The organism is Pseudomonas fluorescens (genome assembly GCF_900636825.1).
Lineage (GTDB): Bacteria > Pseudomonadota > Gammaproteobacteria > Pseudomonadales > Pseudomonadaceae > Aquipseudomonas > Aquipseudomonas fluorescens_BG.
In genome coordinates this window covers 3,561,862-3,584,465 of the sequence record NZ_LR134318.1, presented here as the reverse complement: position 1 = coordinate 3,584,465, position 22,604 = coordinate 3,561,862, and the positions used below count along the sequence as shown (strand labels likewise).

At 59.5% G+C, this 22,604-nt stretch carries 21 protein-coding genes; 12 read left to right on the top strand and 9 right to left on the bottom strand.

Going from position 1 to position 22,604, the window contains the following annotated elements; genetic code table 11:
• The 6 genes from EL257_RS16135 to gloB all read right to left on the bottom strand — a co-directional run bounded on the left by EL257_RS16135 (position 1) and on the right by gloB (position 8,798).
• Positions 1-1,074, bottom strand: a complete 1,074-nt coding sequence (locus EL257_RS16135) for a microcin C ABC transporter permease YejB (protein ID WP_126364274.1) — start codon at positions 1,072-1,074, stop codon at positions 1-3.
• A gap of 4 nt (positions 1,075-1,078) precedes the next feature.
• Positions 1,079-2,920 carry an extracellular solute-binding protein gene (locus EL257_RS16130; protein WP_126364272.1) on the bottom strand — a complete coding sequence of 614 codons (1,842 nt, stop codon included), beginning with the start codon at positions 2,918-2,920 and terminating at the stop codon, positions 1,079-1,081.
• Entirely contained in the window at positions 2,917-4,749 is a 1,833-nt protein-coding gene (locus EL257_RS16125; RefSeq protein WP_126364270.1) for an extracellular solute-binding protein, read from the bottom strand. Before EL257_RS16125 ends, EL257_RS16130 begins: the two co-directional genes overlap by 4 nt.
• A gap of 168 nt (positions 4,750-4,917) precedes the next feature.
• Positions 4,918-6,063, bottom strand: coding sequence for an integrase core domain-containing protein (locus EL257_RS16120; RefSeq protein WP_126361162.1), 1,146 nt, complete (start codon positions 6,061-6,063; stop codon positions 4,918-4,920).
• A 404-nt stretch (positions 6,064-6,467) separates the two neighbouring features.
• Positions 6,468-7,931 carry a transglycosylase SLT domain-containing protein gene (locus tag EL257_RS16115; protein WP_126364268.1) on the bottom strand — a complete coding sequence of 488 codons (1,464 nt, stop codon included), beginning with the start codon at positions 7,929-7,931 and terminating at the stop codon, positions 6,468-6,470.
• A 99-nt stretch (positions 7,932-8,030) separates the two neighbouring features.
• The gene (gene gloB, locus EL257_RS16110; RefSeq protein ID WP_126364266.1) at positions 8,031-8,798 is read right to left on the bottom strand and encodes a hydroxyacylglutathione hydrolase; all 768 of its coding nucleotides are present in this window, start codon (positions 8,796-8,798) and stop codon (positions 8,031-8,033) included.
• A 66-nt stretch (positions 8,799-8,864) separates the two neighbouring features.
• Here gloB and EL257_RS16105 point away from each other — a divergent pair, with 66 nt between their 5' ends.
• From EL257_RS16105 to EL257_RS16085, 5 genes are all read left to right on the top strand, one after another.
• Complete coding sequence (locus EL257_RS16105; RefSeq protein ID WP_126364264.1) at positions 8,865-9,623, top strand: class I SAM-dependent methyltransferase; 759 nt, start codon at positions 8,865-8,867, stop codon at positions 9,621-9,623.
• A gap of 93 nt (positions 9,624-9,716) precedes the next feature.
• On the top strand, positions 9,717-10,187 hold the full coding sequence (gene rnhA / locus EL257_RS16100) for a ribonuclease HI (protein WP_126364262.1): 471 nt from the start codon (positions 9,717-9,719) through the stop codon (positions 10,185-10,187).
• Positions 10,188-10,400: 213 nt separating this feature from the next.
• A complete protein-coding gene (gene dnaQ, locus EL257_RS16095; protein WP_126364259.1) occupies positions 10,401-11,159 on the top strand; it encodes a DNA polymerase III subunit epsilon in 759 nt (252 codons plus the stop codon).
• A 190-nt stretch (positions 11,160-11,349) separates the two neighbouring features.
• Entirely contained in the window at positions 11,350-13,605 is a 2,256-nt protein-coding gene (locus EL257_RS16090; RefSeq protein ID WP_126364257.1) for an Orn/Lys/Arg decarboxylase N-terminal domain-containing protein, read from the top strand.
• A gap of 14 nt (positions 13,606-13,619) precedes the next feature.
• A complete protein-coding gene (locus EL257_RS16085) occupies positions 13,620-14,234 on the top strand; it encodes a GNAT family N-acetyltransferase (protein ID WP_126364255.1) in 615 nt (204 codons plus the stop codon).
• Here EL257_RS16085 and EL257_RS16080 read toward each other — a convergent pair.
• On the bottom strand, positions 14,200-15,093 hold the full coding sequence (locus EL257_RS16080) for a LysR substrate-binding domain-containing protein (protein ID WP_126364254.1): 894 nt from the start codon (positions 15,091-15,093) through the stop codon (positions 14,200-14,202). The genes EL257_RS16085 and EL257_RS16080 overlap by 35 nt on opposite strands.
• A gap of 85 nt (positions 15,094-15,178) precedes the next feature.
• Complete coding sequence (locus EL257_RS16075; RefSeq protein ID WP_126364253.1) at positions 15,179-15,409, bottom strand: hypothetical protein; 231 nt, start codon at positions 15,407-15,409, stop codon at positions 15,179-15,181.
• Positions 15,410-15,592: 183 nt separating this feature from the next.
• On the opposite strand from EL257_RS16075, the gene EL257_RS16070 reads away from it, so the two are divergent.
• On the top strand, positions 15,593-16,150 hold the full coding sequence (locus EL257_RS16070; RefSeq protein WP_126364252.1) for an NADPH-dependent FMN reductase: 558 nt from the start codon (positions 15,593-15,595) through the stop codon (positions 16,148-16,150).
• Between the two features lie 186 nt (positions 16,151-16,336).
• Complete coding sequence (locus tag EL257_RS16065) at positions 16,337-17,620, top strand: arsenic transporter (RefSeq protein WP_126364251.1); 1,284 nt, start codon at positions 16,337-16,339, stop codon at positions 17,618-17,620.
• 62 nt (positions 17,621-17,682) lie between these two features.
• Here the strand turns inward: EL257_RS16065 and EL257_RS16060 are convergent, their stop codons facing one another.
• The gene (locus EL257_RS16060) at positions 17,683-18,633 is read right to left on the bottom strand and encodes a DUF1853 family protein (RefSeq protein ID WP_126364250.1); all 951 of its coding nucleotides are present in this window, start codon (positions 18,631-18,633) and stop codon (positions 17,683-17,685) included.
• 115 nt (positions 18,634-18,748) lie between these two features.
• On the opposite strand from EL257_RS16060, the gene EL257_RS16055 reads away from it, so the two are divergent.
• From EL257_RS16055 to EL257_RS16035, 5 genes are read left to right on the top strand one after another with little or no spacing between them, the layout of a single operon-like run.
• Complete coding sequence (locus EL257_RS16055; RefSeq protein ID WP_003224174.1) at positions 18,749-19,639, top strand: NAD(+) kinase; 891 nt, start codon at positions 18,749-18,751, stop codon at positions 19,637-19,639.
• On the top strand, positions 19,639-20,610 hold the full coding sequence (locus tag EL257_RS16050) for a metallophosphoesterase (protein WP_126364249.1): 972 nt from the start codon (positions 19,639-19,641) through the stop codon (positions 20,608-20,610). Before EL257_RS16055 ends, EL257_RS16050 begins: the two co-directional genes overlap by 1 nt.
• Complete coding sequence (locus EL257_RS16045; RefSeq protein WP_126364248.1) at positions 20,607-21,476, top strand: rhomboid family intramembrane serine protease; 870 nt, start codon at positions 20,607-20,609, stop codon at positions 21,474-21,476. The genes EL257_RS16050 and EL257_RS16045 overlap by 4 nt, the downstream gene beginning before the upstream one ends.
• Before the next feature lie 34 nt (positions 21,477-21,510).
• Positions 21,511-21,771 (top strand): YeaC family protein, encoded by a 261-nt coding sequence (locus EL257_RS16040; protein WP_042609561.1) that lies wholly within the window; start codon positions 21,511-21,513, stop codon positions 21,769-21,771.
• Positions 21,768-22,598, top strand: coding sequence for a DUF2797 domain-containing protein (locus EL257_RS16035; RefSeq protein ID WP_126364246.1), 831 nt, complete (start codon positions 21,768-21,770; stop codon positions 22,596-22,598). Before EL257_RS16040 ends, EL257_RS16035 begins: the two co-directional genes overlap by 4 nt.
• The last annotated feature ends 6 nt before the right edge of the window (positions 22,599-22,604 follow it).

The following is a 22,604-nucleotide window of genomic DNA, read 5'->3' as shown; positions in this document are numbered from 1 at the left end:
TCAATGCTCCCGGCTGGCGAAGTCGATGCGCGGATCGACGAAGGTATAGGTGAGGTCGCCGATCAGCTTCACTACCAGCCCAAGCAAGGTGAAGATGAACAACGTGCCGAACACCACCGGATAGTCACGGTTGATCGCCGCTTCGAAACTCATCAGGCCGAGGCCGTCGAGGGAAAAGATCACCTCGACCAGCAACGAGCCGGTGAAGAAGATGCCGATGAATGCCGATGGGAACCCGGCAATCACCAGCAACATGGCGTTGCGAAACACGTGGCCGTAAAGCACGCGATGGCGGGTCAGGCCTTTGGCCTTGGCGGTGACCACGTACTGTTTGTTGATTTCATCGAGGAAGCTGTTTTTCGTCAGCAGCGTCATGGTCGCGAAGTTGCCGATCACCAGTGCGGTCACCGGCAATGCCAGGTGCCAGAAGTAATCGAGGATTTTGCCGCCGAAGCTCAGCTCATCAAAGTTGTTCGAGGTCAGCCCGCGCAACGGGAACCAGTCGAGATAACTGCCGCCGGCGAACACCACGATCAGCAGGATCGCGAACAGAAACGCCGGAATCGCGTAGCCGACGATGATCGCCGAACTGGTCCAGACGTCGAAGTGACTGCCGTGCCGCGTCGCCTTTGCGATCCCCAGCGGGATCGACACCAGGTACATGATCAGCGTGCTCCACAGCCCCAGCGAGATCGACACCGGCATCTTTTCCTTGATCAGGTCGATGACCTTGGCGTCGCGGAAAAAGCTGTCGCCGAAATCCAGCTTCGCGTAGTTCTTGACCATGATCCACAGACGTTCCGGGGCCGATTTGTCGAACCCGTACATGTGCTCGATTTCCTTGATCAGCGCCGGGTCCAGCCCCTGCGCGCCGCGATAGGACGAGCCTGCAACCGCCACTTCAGCGCCGCCGCCGGCGATCCGGCTGGTGGCGCCTTCGAAACCTTCGAGCTTGGCGATCATCTGCTCGACCGGCCCGCCGGGCGCGGCCTGGATGATCACGAAGTTGATCAGCAGAATGCCGAACAGGGTTGGAATGATCAGCAGCAGTCGCCGAAAAATATACGCCAGCATCTGATTACTCCGTGCCCGCAGGGTCGGCTTGCAGTTGGGTTTCGACTTCTACGGCGGGTTTGGCGTCAGGCTTGACCCACCAGGTGTTGATGCCGATGTCGTATTTGGGCGACACCTTCGGGTGGCCAATGTGATTCCAATAAGCTACGCGCCAGGTCTTGATATGCCAGTTGGGAATCACGTAGTAACCCCACTGCAGCACACGATCCAGCGCGCGGGCGTGGGCCACCAGACTTTTGCGCGAGTCGGCATTGATCAGGCTCTCGACCAGTTGATCAACGACCGGATCCTTCAGGCCCATGCTGTTGCGGCTGCTGGATTTGTCGGCCGCCGCGCTCATCCAGAATTCGCGTTGCTCGTTCCCCGGCGAGTTGGACTGCGGGAAGCTGCCGACCATCATGTCGAAATCCCGCGAGCGGACACGGTTGATGTATTGCGAGACGTCGACACGGCGGATGACCAGATCGATGCCGAGGTCGCTGAGATTGCGTTTGAACGGCAGCAGCACGCGTTCGAATTCGGTCTGGGCGAGGAGGAATTCGATGACCACCGGCTTGCCCGTGGCATCGACCATTTTGTCGTCGACGATCTTCCAGCCGGCCTCTTGCAGCAATTGATAGGCCTCGCGCTGCTGGGCGCGGATCATGCCGCTGGCGTCGGTTTTCGGGTTTTCGTAGGCTTCGCTGAAGACCTGGGCCGGCAGTTTGCTGCGGAACGGCTCGAGGATCGCCCGTTGCTCGGCATCGGGCAGGCCGGTGGCGGCCATTTCCGAGTTCTCGAAATAACTGCGCGTGCGCGAATACGCGCCGTTGAACAGTTGCTTGTTGGTCCATTCGAAATCCAGCAACAAGGCCAGCGCCTGCCGCACGCGCACGTCCTGGAACACGGGCCGGCGCAGGTTGTAAACGAAGCCTTGCATGCCCGTGGGGTTGCTGTTGGCGATCTGTTCCTTGATCAACCGGCCCTCGGTGACCGCTGGAATGTTGTAGGCGTTGGCCCAGTTTTTCGCAGTCATCTCCAGCCAGTAATCGAATTGACCAGCCTTCAACGCTTCAAGGGCGACGGTGTTGTCGCGGTAGTAATCGGTGGTCATCGTGTCGAAGTTGTAAAAGCCACGGTTGACCGGCAGGTCTTTGCCCCAGTAATCCTTGACCCTTTCGTAACGCACCGAGCGCCCGGCCTTCACCTCAGCGACTTTGTACGGGCCGCTGCCCAAGGGGATTTCCAGGTTGCCCTTGGCAAAATCGCGTTCAGCCCACCAGTGTTTTGGCAGCACCGGCAACTGGCCGAGGATCAGCGGTAACTCGCGGTTGTTGCTGTGCTTGAACTTGAACAGCACTTTCAACGGATCTTCGGCGATCACTTCGGCAACGTCGCTGTAGTAGCCACGAAACATCGGCGAGCCTTCCTTGGTCAGCGTGTCGAAGCTGAACACCACATCGTCGGCGCGCACCGGGTGGCCATCGTGAAAGCGTGCTTGCGGACGCAAATAGAAGCGCACCCAGCTGTTGTCGTCGGCTTTCTCGATTTTGCTGGCGATCAGGCCGTATTCGGTGAAGGGTTCGTCGAGGCTGTGTTTGGTCAGGGTGTCGTAGATCTGCCCGATGTCATCGGCGGGCACGCCTTTGCTGATGAACGGATTGAGGCTGTCGAAGCCTCCAAAACCGGCCTGACGGAAAACTCCGCCTTTGGGCGCATCGGGGTTCACGTAATCGAAATGCTTGAAATCGGCCGGATATTTCGGTGGCTCGTTGTACAAGGTCACGGCGTGTTGCGGCGCGGCGCAGGCCAGCCCGGCGAACAGCAAGCCGCTGGCCTGCACGAGCAGGGCGCGGATAGGCTTCATTGATCTTTCTCCGAAGACTTCAGCCACCACGCGCTCAGGCCCAGTGTGTAGGGCGGCGTGGTGACAAAGGCCAACCGGTTGCGGTAGGCCAGACGGTGATAATTGAGGTACCAGTTGGGAATGCTGTAATGCTGCCAGAGCAGCACACGGTCGAGCGCCTTGCCGGCAGCGACCTGTTCATCGCGGGTGCGCGCGGCGAGCAGTTGTTCAAGCAGATGATCGACCACCGGGTTGGCGATGCCCGCGTAATTCTTGCTGCCCTTGACGTTCACTTGGCTGGAGTGGAAATACTGCCACTGCTCCAGGCCGGGGCTGAGGGTCTGGCCCAGCGTCATCGAGATCATGTCGAAATCGAATTGATCGAGCCGCTGTTTGTACTGGGCGCGATCTACGGTGCGCAGGCGCGCGTCGATGCCGATGCTGTTGAGGTTCTCGATGTAGGGCTGATAGAGGCGCTCCAGGCTCGGATTGACCAGCAGCAGTTCGAAGCGCAGCGGTTGGCCGCTGGCGTTCTGCAGGCGCTGGCCATGGAGCTTCCAGCCCGCCTCGGCGAGCAGTGCCAACGCCTTGCGCATGGTTTCGCGGGGGATGCCGCGCCCATCGGTTTGCGGCAAGGTGAACGGCTCGGTGAATAGCCTGGCCGGCAGTTGATCCTTGTACGGTTTGAGCATCAGCCATTCATGCCCGACCGGCAGGCCGCTGGCGCTGAATTCACTGTTGGGGTAATAGCTGGTGGTGCGCTTGTAGGCGTTGCTGAACAGCGCCCGGTTGGTCCACTCGAAATCGAACATCAGGCCCAGCGCTTCGCGGGTTTTCACGTCGGCGAAGGTTGCCCGGCGGGTGTTCATGAACAGGCCCTGACTCTGCGTCGGGATGTGATGCGGGATCTGCGCCTTGATCACCTCGCCACGGCGCACGGCGGGGAAGTTGTAGCCGTTGACCCAGTTCTTCGCCTGGTGCTCGATGTAGATGTCGAACTCGCCGGCCTTGAAGGCTTCGAACGCGACGTCGCTGTCGCGGTAGAACTCGACTTCCATGCGATCGAAGTTGTACTTGCCGCGATTCACCGGCAAGTCTCTGCCCCAATAATCCTTGACCCGTTCGAAGATCAACTGGCGCCCCGGCGTTACCGAGGTGATGCGATACGGCCCGCTGCCCAGCGGCGGTTCGAAAGTGGTGGCTTTGAAGTCGCGATCTTTCCAGTAATGCTGCGGCAGGACCGGCAATTCGCCGAGGCGCAGAATCAGCAGCGGATTGCCCGAGCGTTTGAGGACGAAGCGAATGCGCTGTTTGTTGAGAATGTCGACCCGCAGCACTTCTTGCAGGGCGGTGCGGTACAGCGGATGACCTTCCTTGAGCAACAGGCGATAGGAGAACGCCACGTCGTAGGCGGTGATCGGCGTCCCATCGTGAAAGCGCGCTTCAGGGCGCAAATTGAACACCACCCAGCTGCGATCTTCGCTGTACTCGACCGACTGTGCGATCAGGCCGTAGCTTGAGGCGGGTTCGTCGCCGGATGGTGAATACTGGCCGGTGCCGACCATCAGCGGCTCGTTGAGCTCGTTGATACCGTACTGAAGGAAATTAGCAGTGGTGACCGGGCTGGTGCCTTTGAAGGTGTAAGGATTGACCGTATCGAAGGTGCCGAACGCCATCACCCGCAACGTTCCGCCCTTGGGCGCTTGCGGGTTGACCCAGTCGAAGTGGGTAAATCTGGCCGGGTACTTGAGCGTGCCGAACTGCGCATAACCATGACTTTCGGTAATCGTCGCGCTTGCGGTTGAGCTCAAGGCCAGGCTGATCAGGAGCAGGAGGAGGGCACGCTTCAAGTCAGATCCGATCCAGCGGCTTGGGCTTTGTGGGCCGTACAGTAACAGCTTGTCTGGACAGGAAAAAGATAGCGGGTTAATGCGGGGTTAATCGCTTGCGCAAAGAGCCCCTCACTGTAGAGACCGGTACATCCTTTACAAATTAGACCGGGGACATCGTTTACACCTTTACAGGCTTGCTACGCGTTTAGCGCCGTGTTCAAGCCTGCCTAAACAGTGGCTGCAAAGGTACAGCTCCCAAGCATCATCTGCCACTTCCTTCAACGCGATGTCCTCTCCAATCAAAGCCTCTCCGAGAAAAATCAGCTGTCCTTTCCATTTGATTTCACCATTTGACCGAACCTTGCGTACTTCAACATCAGAGCCGTATTCAAGGGCAGGCAAGTGACCGGGATAAGCACGTTCCGACGGGCTATAGACCGAAGCTGGCGGTTTCATGCCCAGCGCGGTGTGGGGTCGGTGGTGGTTGAAGTCTTGGATGAAATCCTGAAAAGCCAGCTGCTGGCGCACAAGGTTTTCCGCAGGTGGCACCGCTGCCTTTAGCGTTCGATGCATCCGTTCATGTCGACCATTTTGGTCGGGACGGCCAGGCGTAATCGTTTCGACATGGATTCCAAGCCTGATGAACCAAACTGATAACTTCGAAAGTCGCGCCAGTCCTGTCGAGGCGAAAGGAGCGCCATTGTCAGTGCGGATCACATCCGGCAGCCCATATTCTCGAAAAGCCCACTCGAAGCCTTCCCGCGTCGGCGCGCCATGCGTACTGGGCAAAGCTCGACAGACGAATAAAAAGCGGCTCATCTGATCGGTAATGGTAAGCGGGTAGCACCAGTTACCGTCCTGCATTTTGAACTGCCCTTTGTAATCAGCACACCAGGTCTGATTGGGCGCGTCGACCGGACGCAAATGCGTTGGCGCACGGGGACGTGGGGGATAAGGTCGTCGCGCCATGACCAAACCAGCTTTCTTCAACCACTCTCCGGCAGTACTCGCCGCCGGCCACTGGATATGCGGATCGGAAACGCGCAGGCGATCGATGATCTGTTTGGGCCCTCGATCGGGATGTTCGTTTTTCTTGGCAAACAACTTGGCAATGATTTCGTCGGAAGTTTGATGAGGGCAGTTCAGCGGCTTGCGCGACTGCTCTTTCAAACCATCAACGCCCAACGCTGCGTATCGGTCCAACCACTTGTCGATGGTAGGGCGGCTGACACCATACCGCCGGCTTAACTGGCTTTTGGTGTAGCTGCCGCTAAGCCAATCGCTGATTAACTTTACTCGTTGATCCATTGGGGACTCTTGTTTCCAGGGCATGGTCAGCACCTCCTGACCACGATTGATACCTGTAAACCATGTCCCCGGTCTCAAACGTAAAGGATGTATCCGGTTTTTACCCACCCTAGCCCTCTCCCTGGGGGAGAGGGTACTGATTGCGGTGTTTCGGCGAATTGCACCGACGTGCGATACCGAGTTGAACCCAGATTTTGAACAGCCCCTCACCCTAGCCCTCTCCCGGAGGGAGAGGGGACTGATTGCGGTGTTTCGGCGAATTGCACCGACATGCGATACCGAGGCGAACTCAGATTTTGAAAAGCCTGCGATCGGCTCCCTTTCCTCTCGCCCCCTTGGGGGAGAGGGCTGGGGTGAGGGGGATCGATCTAAAGCACGCCACAAAATCCGAACCAAAAAAAGCCCCTGAATATTCAGGGGCTCTTCTGTCAGTGCGGCTGATAAACCGTGAGCATTTGCCCCGGCTTCAATGCCTTGCCCGCACCCGGATTCCAGCGCTTGAGATGCTGCATCTGCACATTGAAACGCTTGGCCACCACATATAGCGTGTCGCCGCGTTTGACCTTGTACTGGGTCTGCTGCTGGCTGTCGTCCTTGCCTTTGGTTTTGCTGTTGGCGGCGATGACGGTATTGACCCGGCCCGATTTGCGCGCCGGGGCACGCTTGGTGTTGTCTTGCATCACCAGGGTCTGACCAACCTTGAGGTTCTTGCCGGTCAACTTGTTCCAGCGTTGCAGATCCTTCACTTCGACCTTGTTGGCCTTGGCGATGGAACCGAGGTTATCGCCACGCTTCACTCGATAGGCGCGCTTGAGCTGCGCCACTTCGGAAGGATCGGCACCCTCGAACACCGGTTTCAGCGAGCGCGGGCTGATCAGTTCGTCAGGACGCATGGTCTGCAGGCTGGCCGTCAGCAACTGCGCTTTCGATGTCGGCACCAGCAAGTGTTGCGGGCCGTCGATGGTGGTGCGCTGCTTGAATGCCGGGTTGAGCTGGAACAGTTCGTCTTCATCGATGTTGGCCACCGCAGCGACCTTCGACAGGTCCATGCGCTGGTTGATTTCGACGACCTGAAAGTACGGCTCGTTGGCGATCGGATTGAGGTTCACGCCATACGCTTCCGGCGCCAGCACTACTTGCGACAGTGCCAACAGTTTCGGCACGTACGCCTGGGTTTCCGCCGGCAGCGGCAGGTTCCAGTAGTCAGTCGGCAAGCCGAGCTTTTCATTGCGCTCGATGGCGCGGCTGACCGTACCTTCGCCGGCGTTGTACGCCGCCAGGGCCAGCAGCCAGTCGCCGTTGAACATGTCGTGCAGGCGGGTCAGGTAATCCATCGCGGCGGTGGTCGACGCCGTGATATCGCGACGGCCATCGTAAAAGCGTGTCTGACGCAGGTTGAAATAACGCCCGGTAGAAGGAATGAACTGCCACAGGCCAACGGCATCGGCCCGGGAATAGGCCATTGGGTTGTACGCGCTTTCAATCACCGGCAGCAGCGCCAGTTCCAGCGGCATGTTGCGTTCTTCGAGGCGTTCGACAATGTAGTGAATATAGAGGCTGCCGCGTTCGCCGGCATTCTCGAGGAAAGAGGGGTTACTGGCGAACCACAGGCGCTGTTGCTCGATGCGCGGGTTCACGCCAAGACCTTCCTGCAACTGGAAGCCCTGGCGCATGCGTTCCCAGATGTCCTGGGGCGCCACGGGCGTGGGCTTCTCGGTCAGCCAGATCGGCTTCTGCTTGGCTCGCGCAGCAATGTTCGGCGTGTGCGTCGCTTCAGTCTGCGGAGCATGGCTGGAACAGCCCGCCAGGGTGGCGGACACAGCCACCGCGATGGCTTGCGCCAGGCGGGTGAATGCATCTGAATTGACGGACTTACGTATGGATGACGACATTGGCTGGAAGTAAGTTCCGGGCAAAAATGTCGGGCGATTCTAGAAAGCGCACCCCCTGCGGTCAACCATTGAGAATTTTCGGACCAGGCGAAGCGGTACTTAGAACGTATCTTTCCAGGCCCGCAACACCGCAAAAACCTCACTCGGCGCCCGGTTTTGAGCGCCCGCCCGTTCGTCCACTTTTTGTGTAACCAATGTTTCAGTGGTGCGCAAAAATGGATTCGTAAGCTTTTCCAGGGCCAGCGTCGAAGGCAGCGTCATAACGCTGTTCTGCCGCTGTTGAGTGACTTTTTCCAGACGGGCGGCGATGTCCGGATTGCCCGGCTCGACCGCAGCGGCGAATTTAAGATTGCTTAATGTGTATTCGTGGGTGCAGTAGACCAAGGTATCTTCCGGCAGGGTCGAGAGACGGCTGAGCGACTGGTGCATCTGCTCTGGCGTGCCTTCGAACAGGCGACCACAACCGGCGGCGAACAGGGTGTCGCCGCAGAACAGCAAGCCATGGTGGTAATAGGCAATGTGTCCCAAGGTGTGACCGGGGACCGCGTAAACGGCGAAGTCCCAGCCGAGCACGCTGACGCTATCGTTATCCTTGAGCGCAACGTCGCGCGCCGGAATGCTTTCGCTGGCCGGGCCATAAACCGTTGCGCCGCTCGCCGCTTTCAAACGCTCGACACCGCCGACGTGGTCGTGATGATGATGAGTGATCAGGATGTCGCTCAAGACCCAGCCCGGATGGGCTTCAAGCCATGCCAGTACGGGGCTGGCATCACCCGGATCGACCACGGCACAACGCTGGGTGCGATGATCCTGTAACAACCAGATGTAGTTATCGGTGAACGCGGGCAGGGCAGTGATCTGTATCATCGTCGGAATTCGCCAAGCGGAAAACATTGGCGCATCTTAGTAGTTCCTGGCGCGTTGGAGAATGACATGACCGATAAAGCGTTCGCTCAGGCTGATCCCGACTGGCTGGCGTTGATCAGCGCCGCGCGGGAATGGCTGTCCGGGCCGCTCGGACAATTTCTGCTGAATGAGGAACGACGCATGCTCGACGACGAGCTCGGGCGGTTCTTCGGCGGCTATCTGGTGCATTACGGGCCATCGGCCGAAACCCCGCCGTCGGCGCCGCAGGTGCAGCGCAATGTGCGTCTGGGGGCGCCGCTGCCCGGCGTCGAAATTGTCTGCGAAGAACAGGCCTGGCCGCTCAGCGAGCACGCCGCCGACGTGGTGGTAATGCAGCATGGCCTGGATTTCTGTCTGTCGCCCCACGGTTTGCTGCGTGAAGCGGCGAGCAGCGTGCGGCCCGGCGGGCATTTGCTGATCGTCGGGATCAATCCGTGGAGCACGTGGGGCCTGCGCCATGCTTTCGCTAACGACGCCATGCGTCAGGCGCGCTGCATCTCGCCGTCGCGGGTCGCGGACTGGCTCAATCTGCTGGGCTTCGCGCTGGAGAAACGCCGCTTCGGGTGCTATCGTCCGCCGCTCGCATCGCCCAAGTGGCAGGCGCGACTGGCCGGCTGGGAACGCAAGGCTGGCGACTGGCAGCTGTCGGGCGGCGGCTTCTATTTATTGGTGGCGCGCAAGATCGTCGTCGGGCTCAGACCGTTGCGCCAGGAGCGCCGCGAGCCGATGGGCAAGCTGATCCCGCTGCCGATGGCCAAGGTCAATCGCCGCCGCATCGAACCGTAACTCTTTTTCTAATTAGCGGCCGGACTGTTGTTCCGGCCTCGGCCATCGTCGGTCCGTGATCGGCGAGGCAGGCATTTTTCTGGATAAAGTGGCATGAGCGAAAACGTTGAAAGCGTCGACACCGTAGAGCTGTTCACTGACGGCGCGTGCAAGGGCAACCCCGGCCCGGGCGGTTGGGGCGCCTTGCTGGTGTGCAAGGGTGTCGAAAAGGAACTGTGGGGCGGCGAAGCCAACACCACCAACAACCGCATGGAACTGCTCGGCGCGATTCGCGGCCTTGAAGCATTGAAACGTCCATGTGAAGTGCTGCTGGTGACCGACTCGCAGTATGTGATGAAGGGCATCAACGAGTGGATGGCCAACTGGAAGAAGCGCGGCTGGAAGACTGCCGCGAAAGAGCCGGTGAAGAATGCCGATCTGTGGCAAGAGCTGGACGAACAGGTCAACCGCCACAAAGTCACTTGGAAATGGGTGCGCGGGCATATTGGTCACCACGGCAACGAAAGGGCCGACCAACTGGCCAATCGTGGGGTGGATGAGGTTCGCGGGTACAAGCAGAGCTGATTTCGCTTCCAACCGTGGTGTGGCCATTCACAATCAGGCTCGCTCCCACATTGAAATGCACCTCCCCTGTAGGAGCTGCGGCACGCTGCGATCTTTTGATCTTGCCCTTGAAAATCAAAAGATCGCAGCCTTCGGCAGCTCCTACAGGGTTGTGTGTCTGGCGTGTTAACATCCGCGCTTTTGCACGATTGACCCGTTGAGAGCTGAGCACTGATGGCTACCAGATCCGTTGTACTCGATACCGAAACCACCGGCATGCCGGTGACCGATGGTCACCGGATCATTGAAATCGGTTGCGTCGAACTGATCGGTCGGCGCCTGACGGGGCGGCATTTTCACGTTTACCTGCAACCGGATCGCGAAAGCGATGAAGGCGCCATCGGCGTTCACGGCATCACCAACGAATTCCTCGTCGGCAAGCCGCGCTTTGCCGAGGTCGCCGATGAGTTCTTCGAATTCATCAAAGGCGCGCAGCTGATCATCCATAACGCGGCGTTCGACGTTGGCTTCATCAACAACGAATTTGCCTTGATGGGCCAGCACGACCGCGCCGACATCACTCAGCATTGCTCGATCCTCGACACCCTGATGATGGCCCGCGAACGTCATCCGGGTCAGCGCAACAGCCTCGATGCGTTGTGCAAACGTTACGGCGTCGACAACTCCGGCCGTGAGTTGCACGGCGCTTTGCTCGACTCGGAGATCCTCGCCGACGTCTACCTGACCATGACCGGTGGCCAGACCAGCCTGTCGCTGGCCGGCAACGCCTCTGATGGCAACGGCACGGGCGAGGGCGCTGACAACTCCGCTACGGAAATCCGTCGCCTGCCGGCCGATCGCCGACCAGCGCCGATCATTCGCGCGACCGAAGAAGAGCTGGCGGCGCATCTGGTGCGGCTCGAAATCATCGCCAAATCGGCGGGAGCGCCGGCGATGTGGACGCAGATTGCCGAGGCTGACGCTCAGGCTTGAAAGATCAAAAGATCGCAGCGTGCCGCAGCTCCTACATTGGAATGTGATCCCCTGTAGGAGCTGCGGCACGCTGCGATCTTTTGCTTTTGGCGCAATGAAGCCAAGTTGCCACCCTCGCCACATTCGCTGCAACCCTCTACCCTGAGTGCATTGGCAGATTCAGCGCTGCCGCCTCAGGACACTGAGCCCCATGTACAAAGATTTGAAGTTTCCGGTGTTGATCGTCCATCGCGACGTCAAGGCCGACACGGTCGCCGGTGACCGCATCCGGGGCATTGCCCGGGAGTTGGAGCAGGAAGGTTTCAGTATCGTTTCGGCCACCGATTACGCCGAAGGGCGCTTGGTGGCATCGACCCATCATGGGCTGGCGTGCATGCTGATCGCCGCCGAAGACGCCAGCACCCATTCTCACTTGTTGCAAAACATGGCCGAATTGATCGGCCTGGCCCGGGTGCGCGCGCCGGATCTGCCGATCTTTGCCTTGGGCGAGCAAGTGACGCTGGAAAATGCCCCGGCCGATGCCATGGCAGAACTCAACCAATTGCGCGGCATCCTCTATCTGTTCGAAGATACCGTGCCGTTTCTCGCGCGACAGGTGGCTCGCGCCGCGCGCAAATATCTGGATGGTTTGCTGCCGCCGTTTTTCAAAGCGCTGGTGCAGCACACCGCCGATTCCAATTATTCCTGGCACACGCCCGGCCACGGCGGTGGTGTGGCGTATCACAAGAGTCCGGTCGGGCAGGCGTTTCATCAGTTTTTCGGCGAAAACACCCTGCGTTCGGACTTGTCGGTATCGGTGCCGGAGCTTGGCTCGCTGCTCGATCACACCGGCCCGCTTGCCGAAGCGGAAGCGCGGGCGGCGCGCAATTTTGGCGCGGACCACACGTTTTTCGTAATCAATGGCACTTCGACCGCCAACAAGATTGTCTGGCACTCGATGGTCGGCCGTGATGATCTGGTTCTGGTGGATCGCAACTGCCATAAATCGGTGTTGCACGCGATCATCATGACTGGCGCGATCCCGCTATATCTGTGCCCGGAGCGTAACGAACTGGGAATCATCGGCCCGATTCCGCTGAGTGAATTCAGTCGCGAGGCGATTCAGGCGAAGATCAATGCCAGCCCACTGACCCAGGGCCGGGAGCCGAAAGTCAAACTGGCGGTGGTCACCAACTCGACCTACGACGGGCTCTGTTACAACGCTGAGCTGATCAAGCAAAGCCTGGGCAACAGTGTCGAAGTCTTGCATTTCGACGAAGCCTGGTATGCCTATGCGGCGTTTCACGAATTTTTCGCCGGGCGCTACGGCATGGCCACCGCGCGCAGTGAAGACAGTCCGCTGGTGTTCACCACCCATTCCACCCACAAGATGCTGGCGGCGTTCAGTCAGGCTTCGATGATCCATGTGCAGGACGGCGGTGCGCGACAGCTGGATCGCGATCGATTCAACGAAGCGTTCATGATGCACATATCGACGTCGCCGCAATACAGCATCATCGCCTCGCTGGACGTCGCGTCGGCAATGATGGAAGGCCCGGCCGGGCGTTCGCTGTTGCAGGAAACCTTCGACGAGGCGCTGAGTTTTCGTCGCGCACTGGCCAATTTGCGCCAGCACATTGCCGCCGACGATTGGTGGTTCTCGATCTGGCAGCCGCCGGGTGTCGAAGGGATTGACCGGGTGCACTCCGAAGACTGGTTGCTGCAGCCGGACGCCGACTGGCACGGATTCGCCGAGGTGAGTGATGATTACGTGTTGCTCGACCCGATCAAGGTCACGCTGGTGATGCCAGGGCTCAATGCCGGTGGCGCCTTGAGCGAAAACGGGATTCCGGCGGCGGTGGTCAGCAAGTTTCTCTGGGAGCGCGGACTGGTGGTAGAGAAAACCGGTCTGTATTCATTTCTGGTGTTGTTCTCGATGGGCATCACCAAGGGCAAATGGAGCACGCTGCTCACCGAACTTCTGGAGTTCAAGCGCAGCTATGATGCTAACGTGCGGCTCGATACTTGCCTGCCGTGCGTGGCGCAACAAGACACCGCGCGTTATCGCGGTATGGGCCTGCGCGACTTGTGTGATCAATTGCACGCCTGTTACCGCAGCAATGCCACGGCCAAACACTTGAAACGGATGTATACCGTGTTGCCACAAATCGCCATGAAGCCAGCCCACGCATACGATAATCTGGTTCGTGGCGAGGTTGAGGCCGTCCCAATCGACGAGCTGGAGGGGCGGATTGCAGCGGTGATGCTGGTGCCGTATCCGCCGGGCATTCCGTTGATCATACCTGGCGAGCGCTTTACCGAGGCGACTCGCTCGATTATCGATTACCTGAAATTCGCTCGCACGTTCGATAGCAGCTTTCCCGGTTTTGTCGCGGATGTGCATGGCTTGCAACACGAAGACGAAGGCAATGGGCGGCACTACACCGTCGATTGCGTCAAGGAATGAGGACCTTTCCCAGCATGCAACCGGTCATGAATCCTAAATATCCAGGCCTGTCGGTCCGCGTCGCCGATGAAGGCTTCGCGCCCTATATCTGGGGCAGCGACTTCAGTTTCGAGGTGTCCGCTTATGGGGCTGCGGTGATCGGAACGCCGGTCGATCAGTGGCAGATCACGCCGATCGTGCCGTACCGCAAGTGCTATGGCATCGATCCCGAAGAATTCAGCGCCTTTCACGATGCACCTGATAGCGCGATCTTCATGGCCTATCTCGACGACGAGCCGGTCGGCCATTTGGTGATCAGCACCAATTGGAACGGTTTTGCCCATATCGACGAGCTTGCGGTGCACGCACCCGCGCGGCGGCACGGTGTGGCGAAAGCGTTGCTTGATGTAGCGCAGTTCTGGAGTCGCAAGAAGAAACTGCCGGGGATCATGCTCGAAACCCAGAACAACAACCTCGGCGCCTGTCGGTTGTATGAGCGCTGCGGTTATGTAATTGGTGGCGTCGATCAACTGCGCTACCGCGGCATCGACCCTCATACCGCGGAAATGGCGTTGTTCTGGTATCGACTGTTCGATAACCCGCTGGAAAACCCGCTCAGCTCGACAACATCGCCTCGGCTTGTTCCGTGATGATCGCCAGCAACGCCTGAATGGCCGACGACGGCGCGGCGTGTTTGAAGGTCAGCGCGTAGACGCTGATCGGCACGGCGGGCGACAGCGGGCAGACATCCAGCCCCCCGGCGCGGGCGCCCAGAGCGGTGAATGGATCGACGATGGCCAGACCTTCGCCGGCCTCGACCATGCTGCGCATCATCTGGTGAGTCTGTACCCGGGTCTGAATGCTCGGTGCCGGCCGCAACGCCTGAAGCTTGTTGTCCAGCGCGGGGCTCAGCGGGTCGTGGCCTTCGAGGCCGATCATCGCTTGGCCGGCCAGATCCTGTACGGAAAGATATTTCTGTTTCGGCTGCAACCAGCCGTGGGGTGCCAGCAGTTGCAACTTGCCTTGGGCCAACGGCCGGCAATCGATATCAGCGTGTTCGGGATCGTGCAGGCTCAAACCGAGATCGCTTTCGCGCAATAACAGGCTGCGGACGATGTCACGAGTCGGAGCACTGAGCAGACTGCACGGCGCGTCCGGCAGACGTCGGCGCAGTGCGGCGAGGCTTTGTGGCAATAATTGTTGGGCCAGCGGCGGGGTGCCGATGATACGCAAGGGCGGGGCGAGGTATTGCTTAAGGCTGCTGGCCAAACGCTGCACTGGCTCCAGCGCTTCGTAGACATGGGCGATCTCGACTTGAAGCGCCCGCGCTTCTGGGGTCGATTGCAAACGTCCCCGTACGCTGGCAAAAAGCATGAACCCCAACTGACTCTCGGCTTCACGCAAACGCTCTTCGACTTCGGTCACCGGCAACTGCAGCCATTCGGCGGCGGTGCCCAGGTGACCGGTCTGCAAAAGCGCCTGAATCACTTCTATGTGGCGTAAACGCATGCGTGAAGTCCATGTTCAGCCGGTGGGGTCAGTGGCTGAATCCTACCCCAAGTCTGCACATCTGACTTCTGCTCATAACGCACAGTTATGAAGCGGCGATTGGCTCAGGTTCACGGGTCAGGGTGATGCCCGACTGAACCAGTTCGAACGTCTGGTCATTGATCTTTTTGATCCGATCACCAATGGCCAGTCTGTAAATCGGCTCCGAGCCAATGGAACCGTCTGCAGACGGATTCGATTCCTGGAATTCATGCACGGAATAAACGCGGCCTTCCGCATCTCTTGCATGAAACTGACCGACGAGTACTGCTGCCATCTGCTTAGAACCTCTGGAGATAAAACGCTTGATTTGCGGCTTGGTAGACCTTCATCAAGCTCGGTAAGTTTTCTTACACGAAAAAAATATTCTTGCCGCAGGAAAAACCGAAGACCACTGGTGAAACCGTGACCGGATCATCTATAACTAGCGACTCTTCCCACGGACCATCGAGAGTCTTCCATGAGCAATGTCTACAACGTCGCCGTAGTGGTCGGTAGCCTGCGCAAAGCATCGATCAATCGCAAAATGGCACTGGCCCTTGCCGAACTGGCACCGGCCAATCTCAAGCTCGAGATCGTCGAGATCGGTGACCTGCCGCTGTACAACGAAGACATCGACGGCGATTCCCCGCCAGCAGCCTACAGCACTTTCCGTCAGAAAGTGGCTTCATCCGACGCGGTGCTGTTTGTCACGCCCGAATACAACCGCTCGATCCCGGCACCGTTGAAGAACGCCATCGACGTCGGTTCCCGTCCTTACGGCAAGAGCGCCTGGAGCGGCAAGCCTGGCGCAGTGATCAGCGTTTCGCCTGGCGCCATCGGCGGTTTCGGCGCCAACCAGCACCTGCGCCAGACGTTCGTATTCCTTGATATCCACTGTCTGCAACAGCCGGAAGCCTATCTGGGCGGCGCGGGTAATGCGTTTGATGACGCGGGCAAGCTGAGCGATTCGGTGAAACCGTTCCTGCAGAAATTTATCGATGCGTACGGGCTGTTCGTAGAGCAACACAAGAAATAGGCCAGCCTGAGAACCCTTGTGGCGAGGGAGCTTGCTCCCGCTGGGTCGCGAAGCGGGCCCCTCTGCATTCTACTGACACACCGTGTGCGACGGACTTGCGACTGCTGCGCAGCCGAGCGGGAGCAAGCTCCCTCGCCACAGGTATCCTGAACGCTCTGAAAACTACATTTGAACAAGGCTGTTGCGATGCTCGCTGCATCACTGATTTTCCTGCTGACCATTACCCTTGTCATCTGGCAACCCAAAGGCCTCGGCGTCGGCTGGAGTGCAACCTTGGGCGCCGTGCTGGCATTGATCTTCGGCGTGGTCCATCTCACGGACATCCCGCTGGTCTGGCAAATCATCTGGAACGCCACCGGCACCTTTGTTGCGCTGATCGTCATCAGTTTGCTACTCGACGAGGCCGGTTTCTTCAACTGGGCGGCGTTGCATGTGGCGCGCTGGGGGCAGGGCAACGGGCGCAAGCTGTTTGCTTTTATGGTGTTGCTCGGCGCGCTCGTTTCGGCGCTGTTTGCCAACGATGGCGCGGCGCTGATTCTCACGCCGATCGTGATTTCCATGCTGTTGGCGCTGCGTTTTTCCCCGGCGGCGACGCTGGCGTTCGTCATGGGGGCAGGTTTCATCGCGGACACCGCAAGCCTGCCGCTGGTGGTGTCGAACCTGGTCAACATCGTGTCGGCCGACTTTTTTCACATCGGTTTCAACCGTTATGCGGCCGTGATGGTGCCGGTCAACTTTGTCAGCGTGGCAGCGACATTGGGCATGTTGTTGTGGTTTTTTCGCCGCGATATTCCCGCCACCTACGATCCCGATCAGCTGGAAAACCCGCACACCGCGATTCATGACAGGGCGACCTTTTATGCCGGTTGGGCGGTGTTGGCGATTCTGCTGATCGGTTGCTTCGCGCTCGAACCGCTGGGGATTCCAATCAGCGCCATTTCAGCAGTGTGTGCCGCACTGCTGCTGGCTATAGCCGCGCGCGGCCACAAGATTTCTACGCGCAAGGTGATGAAAGAAGCGCCGTGGCAGATCGTGATCTTCTCGCTGGGCATGTATCTGGTGGTGTACGGCCTGCGCAATGCAGGGCTCACCGGTTATCTCGCCGGTTGGCTGGATGTGTTCGCCGGTCACGGGGTGTGGGGCGCCGCCATGGGCACCGGGGTGCTGACGGCGTTACTGTCCTCGATCATGAACAATTTGCCGACGGTGCTGATCGGCCTGTTATCGATTGATGCCAGTCAGGCCAGCGGGGTGATCAAGGAAGCGATGATCTACGCCAACGTGATCGGCAGCGACCTGGGACCGAAGATTACGCCGATCGGCAGCCTGGCGACGTTGTTGTGGCTGCATGTGCTGGAGCGCAAGGGCATCCATATCGGTTGGGGGTATTATTTCCGGGTCGGGATTGTGCTGACGGTGCCGGTGTTGTTGGTGACATTGGCGGCGCTGGCGGTGCGTTTATCCCTCTAATCGCATCGGCCCCAATCGCTAGCCCTGCTAGCGATGGGGCCGGCACAAACACCATAAAAACATCAGCCCTGCCCCGGCACATTCGGCCAAAGATCGGCCACCAGAAACAACCGCTCAGCCTCTTCCCATTCGCCCTGCGCATTCTCGGTCAACCGCACCATCAATTGCGCCGGGGCCAGCGCTGGCAGATCCTCCAGCCACAAGCGCAAATGCTCATCCGCCCAGACCTGATCCGCCGGGTAATGCGCCGGCGCCAGCCAGGCGTGGCGGGGCAGGGGTTGCCAGCGTCCGGCCGGGCGTTGCGCGACGAACGCCGGCCAGTCCTTCTGATGCAGCCAGCTGCCGCGCAAATGCTGCGGATGCACGCCTTGCGGTGATGCCGCCTGCCCCGGCCACGGGTACAGCAGATAACCGCCAAGCCACAACTGCGCGGTGAACGTCTCGATGTCCAGCGCCGCCAGCACTTCGCGGCTTTCCGGACGTGCCGAAATCGGCAACTGATGTTGCGCCAGATGCGCGAGTTTGCGGTCCAGTCGATCATGACAACCCGGCCCCAACCACTGCGCCGGATCGTTGCCGTCGCCATCCTGCGGGCCGAGATAGAGCTTGATCGCCAGTTCCAGGTGATGCACACCGTCGCGGTCACGCAGCAACATGTCCAGCTCACCGAGGGTATGGCCCTCGCGACGGATCGGCAGGTTGGCCGCGATCAGTTCAATGCCCGGAGCATGCTCCACGGCGAACTGCCACAGCCGCTCGTAATACAGACCCAGACGCCGCGTGCGCGCCTGCAACAACCATTGCAGCAAGCCATAACTGTCGCGGTCGAGCTGGCGCAACCATTGTTCCAGGCGATGCGGATCGTTGACCCAGTCGCTTCCGGCCAGGGGATGGCGTTGCGGCCACGGCGTGGTGGCGAGCATGGGCGGGGCGAGAATCACCCAGGCCAGATCCCGCACTTCCGGGTGGCGTAATTGATGGGGCAACTGGAGCAAGTCAGGAAATACGATCATCTTGCGAGCATAGCCTTAAACGCGAGCACGCCCTTGAGGCTGAAAGGATTTTGTCTATCGCAGGCTTTCGCCCATAATCGTGTTTTTCGCGTTTTCGATTGTCCGCAGAGGTCCCATGGAGCAATTTCGTAATATCGGCATCATCGGACGCCTGGGCAGTTCCCAGGTGCTGGATACCGTCCGCCGACTGAAACGCTTTCTGCTCGATCGTCACCTGCATGTGATCCTCGAAGACACCATCGCTGAAGTGCTGCCCGGTCATGGCCTGCAAACCTCGTCGCGCAAGATGCTCGGTGAAGTCTGCGACATGGTCATTGTCGTCGGCGGCGACGGCAGCCTGCTCGGCGCTGCCCGAGCGCTGGCCAAACACAATATCCCGGTGCTCGGCATAAACCGTGGCAGCCTCGGGTTCCTGACCGATATTCGCCCGGACGAGCTGGAAGTCGAAGTTGCCAAGGTCCTCGATGGCCATTATCTGGTGGAAAACCGCTTCCTCCTGCAAGCCGAAGTGCGCCGGCATGCCGAGGCCATCGGCCAGGGCGATGCGCTCAACGACGTGGTGCTGCACCCCGGCAAATCGACGCGAATGATCGAGTTCGAGCTGTACATCGACGGCCAGTTCGTCTGCAGCCAAAAGGCTGACGGCCTGATCGTTGCCACCCCGACCGGCTCCACCGCTTATGCGCTGTCTGCCGGCGGGCCGATCATGCATCCCAAGCTCGACGCCATTGTGATTGTGCCGATGTATCCCCATATGTTGTCGAGCAGGCCAATTGTGGTCGACGGCAACAGTGAGCTGAAAATCGTCGTGTCGAAAAACATGCAGATCTATCCGCAAGTCTCCTGCGACGGGCAGAACCATTTCACCTGCGCGCCGGGCGACACCATCACCGTCAGCAAGAAAGCGCAGAAGCTGCGCCTGATTCATCCGCTGGACCACAACTACTATGAAGTCTGCCGGACGAAGCTCGGCTGGGGCAGCAAGTTGGGGGGCGGAGGCGACTGATGCTCGATCCCGCGCGCAGTTACGACCTGATCGGTGACGTGCACGGATGCGCCCTGACCCTCGAACATTTGCTTGATCGCCTCGGTTATCACAAGCAGGGCGGGGTCTGGCGGCATCCGTCACGCATGGCCGTGTTTGTCGGCGACATCATCGACCGTGGCCCGCGCATTCGCGAGGCGCTGCACATCGTTCACGACATGGTCGAGGCCGGCCAGGCCTTGTGCATCATGGGCAACCACGAATTCAACGCTCTGGGCTGGGGCACGCCGGCGCCACCCGGCAGCGGCAAGCAGTTCGTGCGCGAACACACGCCGCGCCACGCGCGCCTGCTCCACGAAACCCTCAGCCAGTTCGAAGATCATCCCGGCGACTGGCACGATTTTCAGCGCTGGTTCTACGAACTGCCGCTGTTTGTCGATGCCGGGCGTTTCCGGGTCGTGCATGCCTGTTGGGATGCGGGGCTGATCGAACCGCTGCGCGCGTTGTTCCCCGACGGCTGCATCGATGAACACTTTCTGCAAGCCTCGGCCGTGCCGGGCAGCTTTGCCTGCACCGTGTTCGACCGCTTGCTGCGCGGCACCGACATGCGCCTGCCGGGCGGTTTGACCATGACCAGCGGCGACGGACTGGTGCGTTCGTTCTTCCGCACCAAGTTCTGGGAAGACGACCCGAAAACCTACGGCGACATCGTCTTCCAGCCTGATGCGCTGCCAGAGCCGGTGGCGCAGACGCCGCTGACCTCGCGCGAAAGAAGCTCGCTGCTGCGCTATGGCGTCGACGAACCGTTGCTCTTCGTCGGCCATTACTGGCGCAGCGGCAAACCCGAGCCGATCCGGCCTAACCTCGCGTGCCTGGATTACAGCGCGGTGCTGTACGGCAAGCTGGTGGCCTATCGTCTGGATCAGGAAGCACGTCTGGATCCGCAAAAATTTGTCTGGGTCGATGTCGAGCGGCCGGAGGTGCTGCAATGAGTGCGGTCGCGGTATTACGTCTGCCATTGGCGGTGGACTTGAGCGGTTTCGTCAAACTGCTGCAGCGCATGCAGGTCCCGCATCGCGTCAGTGAGGAGGCCGGTGAGCAAGTGCTGTGGGCGCCTGCTGAAATCAGCGAAGACGTGCGCTCGCTGTACGAGCGTTTTCCGGCCGGCGATCCCGATCAGCAACTGGACATTACGGTCGGCGAGACCGCGAAGCGTCCAGGCTTTGCCGAACAACTGAAACATGCCAAAGCCACTGGCTTCATCCTGCTGTTGAGCCTGATCGTTGCCGGCCTGACATTCCTTGGAGAAAACCTGGAAACCCTACGCTGGCTGACCTTCCTCGATTTTCGCGTGATCGGCGAGTACATCCATTTCACTCCGTTGGCCGACAGCCTTGCGGCAGGGCAGTGGTGGCGACTGGTCACGCCGATGCTGATCCACTTCGGCATCCTCCACCTGGCCATGAACGGCATGTGGTACTGGGAGTTGGGGCGGCGCATCGAATCGCGCCAGGGCAGCATCAACCTGATTGGTCTGACGCTGCTGTTCAGCCTCGTCTCCAACTATGCGCAATTCGTCTGGAGCGGCCCGAGCCTGTTCGGCGGATTGTCTGGCGTGTTGTACGGCTTGCTCGGACATTGCTGGATCTTCCAGCTGCTGTCGCCGAACCCGGCCTATCGCCTGCCGCGCGGCGTGCTGGTGATGATGCTGGTGTGGCTGGTGGTGTGCATGTCCGGGCTGATTTCCATGATCGGTTTCGGCCAGATCGCCAACGCCGCGCACCTCAGCGGGTTACTCATCGGATGCTTCACCGGTTTGTTGGGCGGTTTGTATAACCGCCGTAAACTGGCCGTCTAAAATTTTTGTTTCAGTAAAGAGCACGGAGACCCTGATGTCCTCTTTCAACGACATGATCAGCAACATCACCCCGGACATCTACGAAAGCCTGAAACTGGCCGTGGAAATCGGCAAATGGTCCGATGGCAACAAACTCACCGCCGAGCAGCGCGAGCTGTCGTTGCAGGCGATGATCGCCTGGGAAATCCAGAACCTGCCTGAAGACCAGCGCACCGGTTACATGGGCCCGCAGGAATGTGCGTCGAAGTCGATCGAAGTGCCGAACATCCTGTTCAAGTCGGATGCCATCCATTGATCGAGATTGGCCGCGGTGCAATCAGCAAAATGTCGGCGCGCCTGGACGGGCCGAACGTGCAGTACGCGTTTCGTCTGGATGACGTCGAGGTGCCGGTCAATCCGTTGATCGGCAGCACCCTGCGTCTGGAATTTCTCGGGGCGATCCATTGCACCCATTGCGGGCGCAAGACCAAAACCAGTTTCAGCCAGGGTTATTGCTACCCGTGCATGACCAAACTGGCGCAGTGCGACCTGTGCATCATGAGCCCGGAGCGCTGCCACTTTGACGCCGGCACCTGCCGCGATCCCGTGTGGGGCGAGCAGTTCTGCATGACCGATCACGTGGTCTATCTGGCCAACTCTTCGGGGATCAAGGTCGGCATCACCCGCGCGACGCAGTTGCCGACACGCTGGCTCGATCAGGGCGCCAGTCAGGCATTGCCGATCATGCGTGTGTCGACGCGCCAGCAGTCCGGTTTCGTTGAAGATCTGTTTCGCAGCCAAGTAGCCGATAAAACCAACTGGCGCGCGCTGCTCAAGGGCGACGCGGTGTCGGTGAATCTGCCACAGGTGCGCGATCAGCTGTTCGAAAGCTGCGCCGAAGGCTTGCAGGGCCTGCAGGAGCGATTTGGCCTACAGGCAATTCAGACGATTGCCGATGTAGAACCTCTCGAAATCCGCTATCCCGTCGAGCAATACCCGGCGAAAATCGTCAGTTTCAACCTGGACAAGAACCCGATTGCCGAAGGCACGCTGCTGGGGATCAAGGGCCAATACCTGATTTTCGACACCGGCGTGATCAACATTCGTAAATACACGGCTTATCAGCTCGCCGTGCATCAATAAGGATTC

Excerpts from the sequence above, each read along its gene's own strand:
- EL257_RS16060 (WP_126364250.1), bottom strand. The coding sequence starts at position 18,633 with ATGATCGTATTTCCTGACTTGCTCCAGTTGCCCCATCAATTACGCCAC.
- EL257_RS16075 (WP_126364253.1), bottom strand. The coding sequence starts at position 15,409 with ATGGCAGCAGTACTCGTCGGTCAGTTTCATGCAAGAGATGCGGAAGGC.
- EL257_RS16135 (WP_126364274.1), bottom strand. The coding sequence starts at position 1,074 with ATGCTGGCGTATATTTTTCGGCGACTGCTGCTGATCATTCCAACCCTG.
- EL257_RS16040 (WP_042609561.1), top strand. The coding sequence starts at position 21,511 with ATGTCCTCTTTCAACGACATGATCAGCAACATCACCCCGGACATCTAC.
- EL257_RS16050 (WP_126364249.1), top strand. The coding sequence starts at position 19,639 with ATGCTCGATCCCGCGCGCAGTTACGACCTGATCGGTGACGTGCACGGA.
- EL257_RS16045 (WP_126364248.1), top strand. The coding sequence starts at position 20,607 with ATGAGTGCGGTCGCGGTATTACGTCTGCCATTGGCGGTGGACTTGAGC.
- EL257_RS16090 (WP_126364257.1), top strand. The coding sequence starts at position 11,350 with ATGTACAAAGATTTGAAGTTTCCGGTGTTGATCGTCCATCGCGACGTC.
- EL257_RS16120 (WP_126361162.1), bottom strand. The coding sequence starts at position 6,063 with ATGCCCTGGAAACAAGAGTCCCCAATGGATCAACGAGTAAAGTTAATC.
- EL257_RS16105 (WP_126364264.1), top strand. The coding sequence starts at position 8,865 with ATGACCGATAAAGCGTTCGCTCAGGCTGATCCCGACTGGCTGGCGTTG.
- EL257_RS16080 (WP_126364254.1), bottom strand. The coding sequence starts at position 15,093 with ATGCGTTTACGCCACATAGAAGTGATTCAGGCGCTTTTGCAGACCGGT.
- dnaQ (WP_126364259.1), top strand. The coding sequence starts at position 10,401 with ATGGCTACCAGATCCGTTGTACTCGATACCGAAACCACCGGCATGCCG.
- EL257_RS16070 (WP_126364252.1), top strand. The coding sequence starts at position 15,593 with ATGAGCAATGTCTACAACGTCGCCGTAGTGGTCGGTAGCCTGCGCAAA.
- EL257_RS16130 (WP_126364272.1), bottom strand. The coding sequence starts at position 2,920 with ATGAAGCCTATCCGCGCCCTGCTCGTGCAGGCCAGCGGCTTGCTGTTC.
- EL257_RS16085 (WP_126364255.1), top strand. The coding sequence starts at position 13,620 with ATGCAACCGGTCATGAATCCTAAATATCCAGGCCTGTCGGTCCGCGTC.
- rnhA (WP_126364262.1), top strand. The coding sequence starts at position 9,717 with ATGAGCGAAAACGTTGAAAGCGTCGACACCGTAGAGCTGTTCACTGAC.
- EL257_RS16055 (WP_003224174.1), top strand. The coding sequence starts at position 18,749 with ATGGAGCAATTTCGTAATATCGGCATCATCGGACGCCTGGGCAGTTCC.
- EL257_RS16115 (WP_126364268.1), bottom strand. The coding sequence starts at position 7,931 with ATGTCGTCATCCATACGTAAGTCCGTCAATTCAGATGCATTCACCCGC.
- EL257_RS16065 (WP_126364251.1), top strand. The coding sequence starts at position 16,337 with ATGCTCGCTGCATCACTGATTTTCCTGCTGACCATTACCCTTGTCATC.
- gloB (WP_126364266.1), bottom strand. The coding sequence starts at position 8,798 with ATGATACAGATCACTGCCCTGCCCGCGTTCACCGATAACTACATCTGG.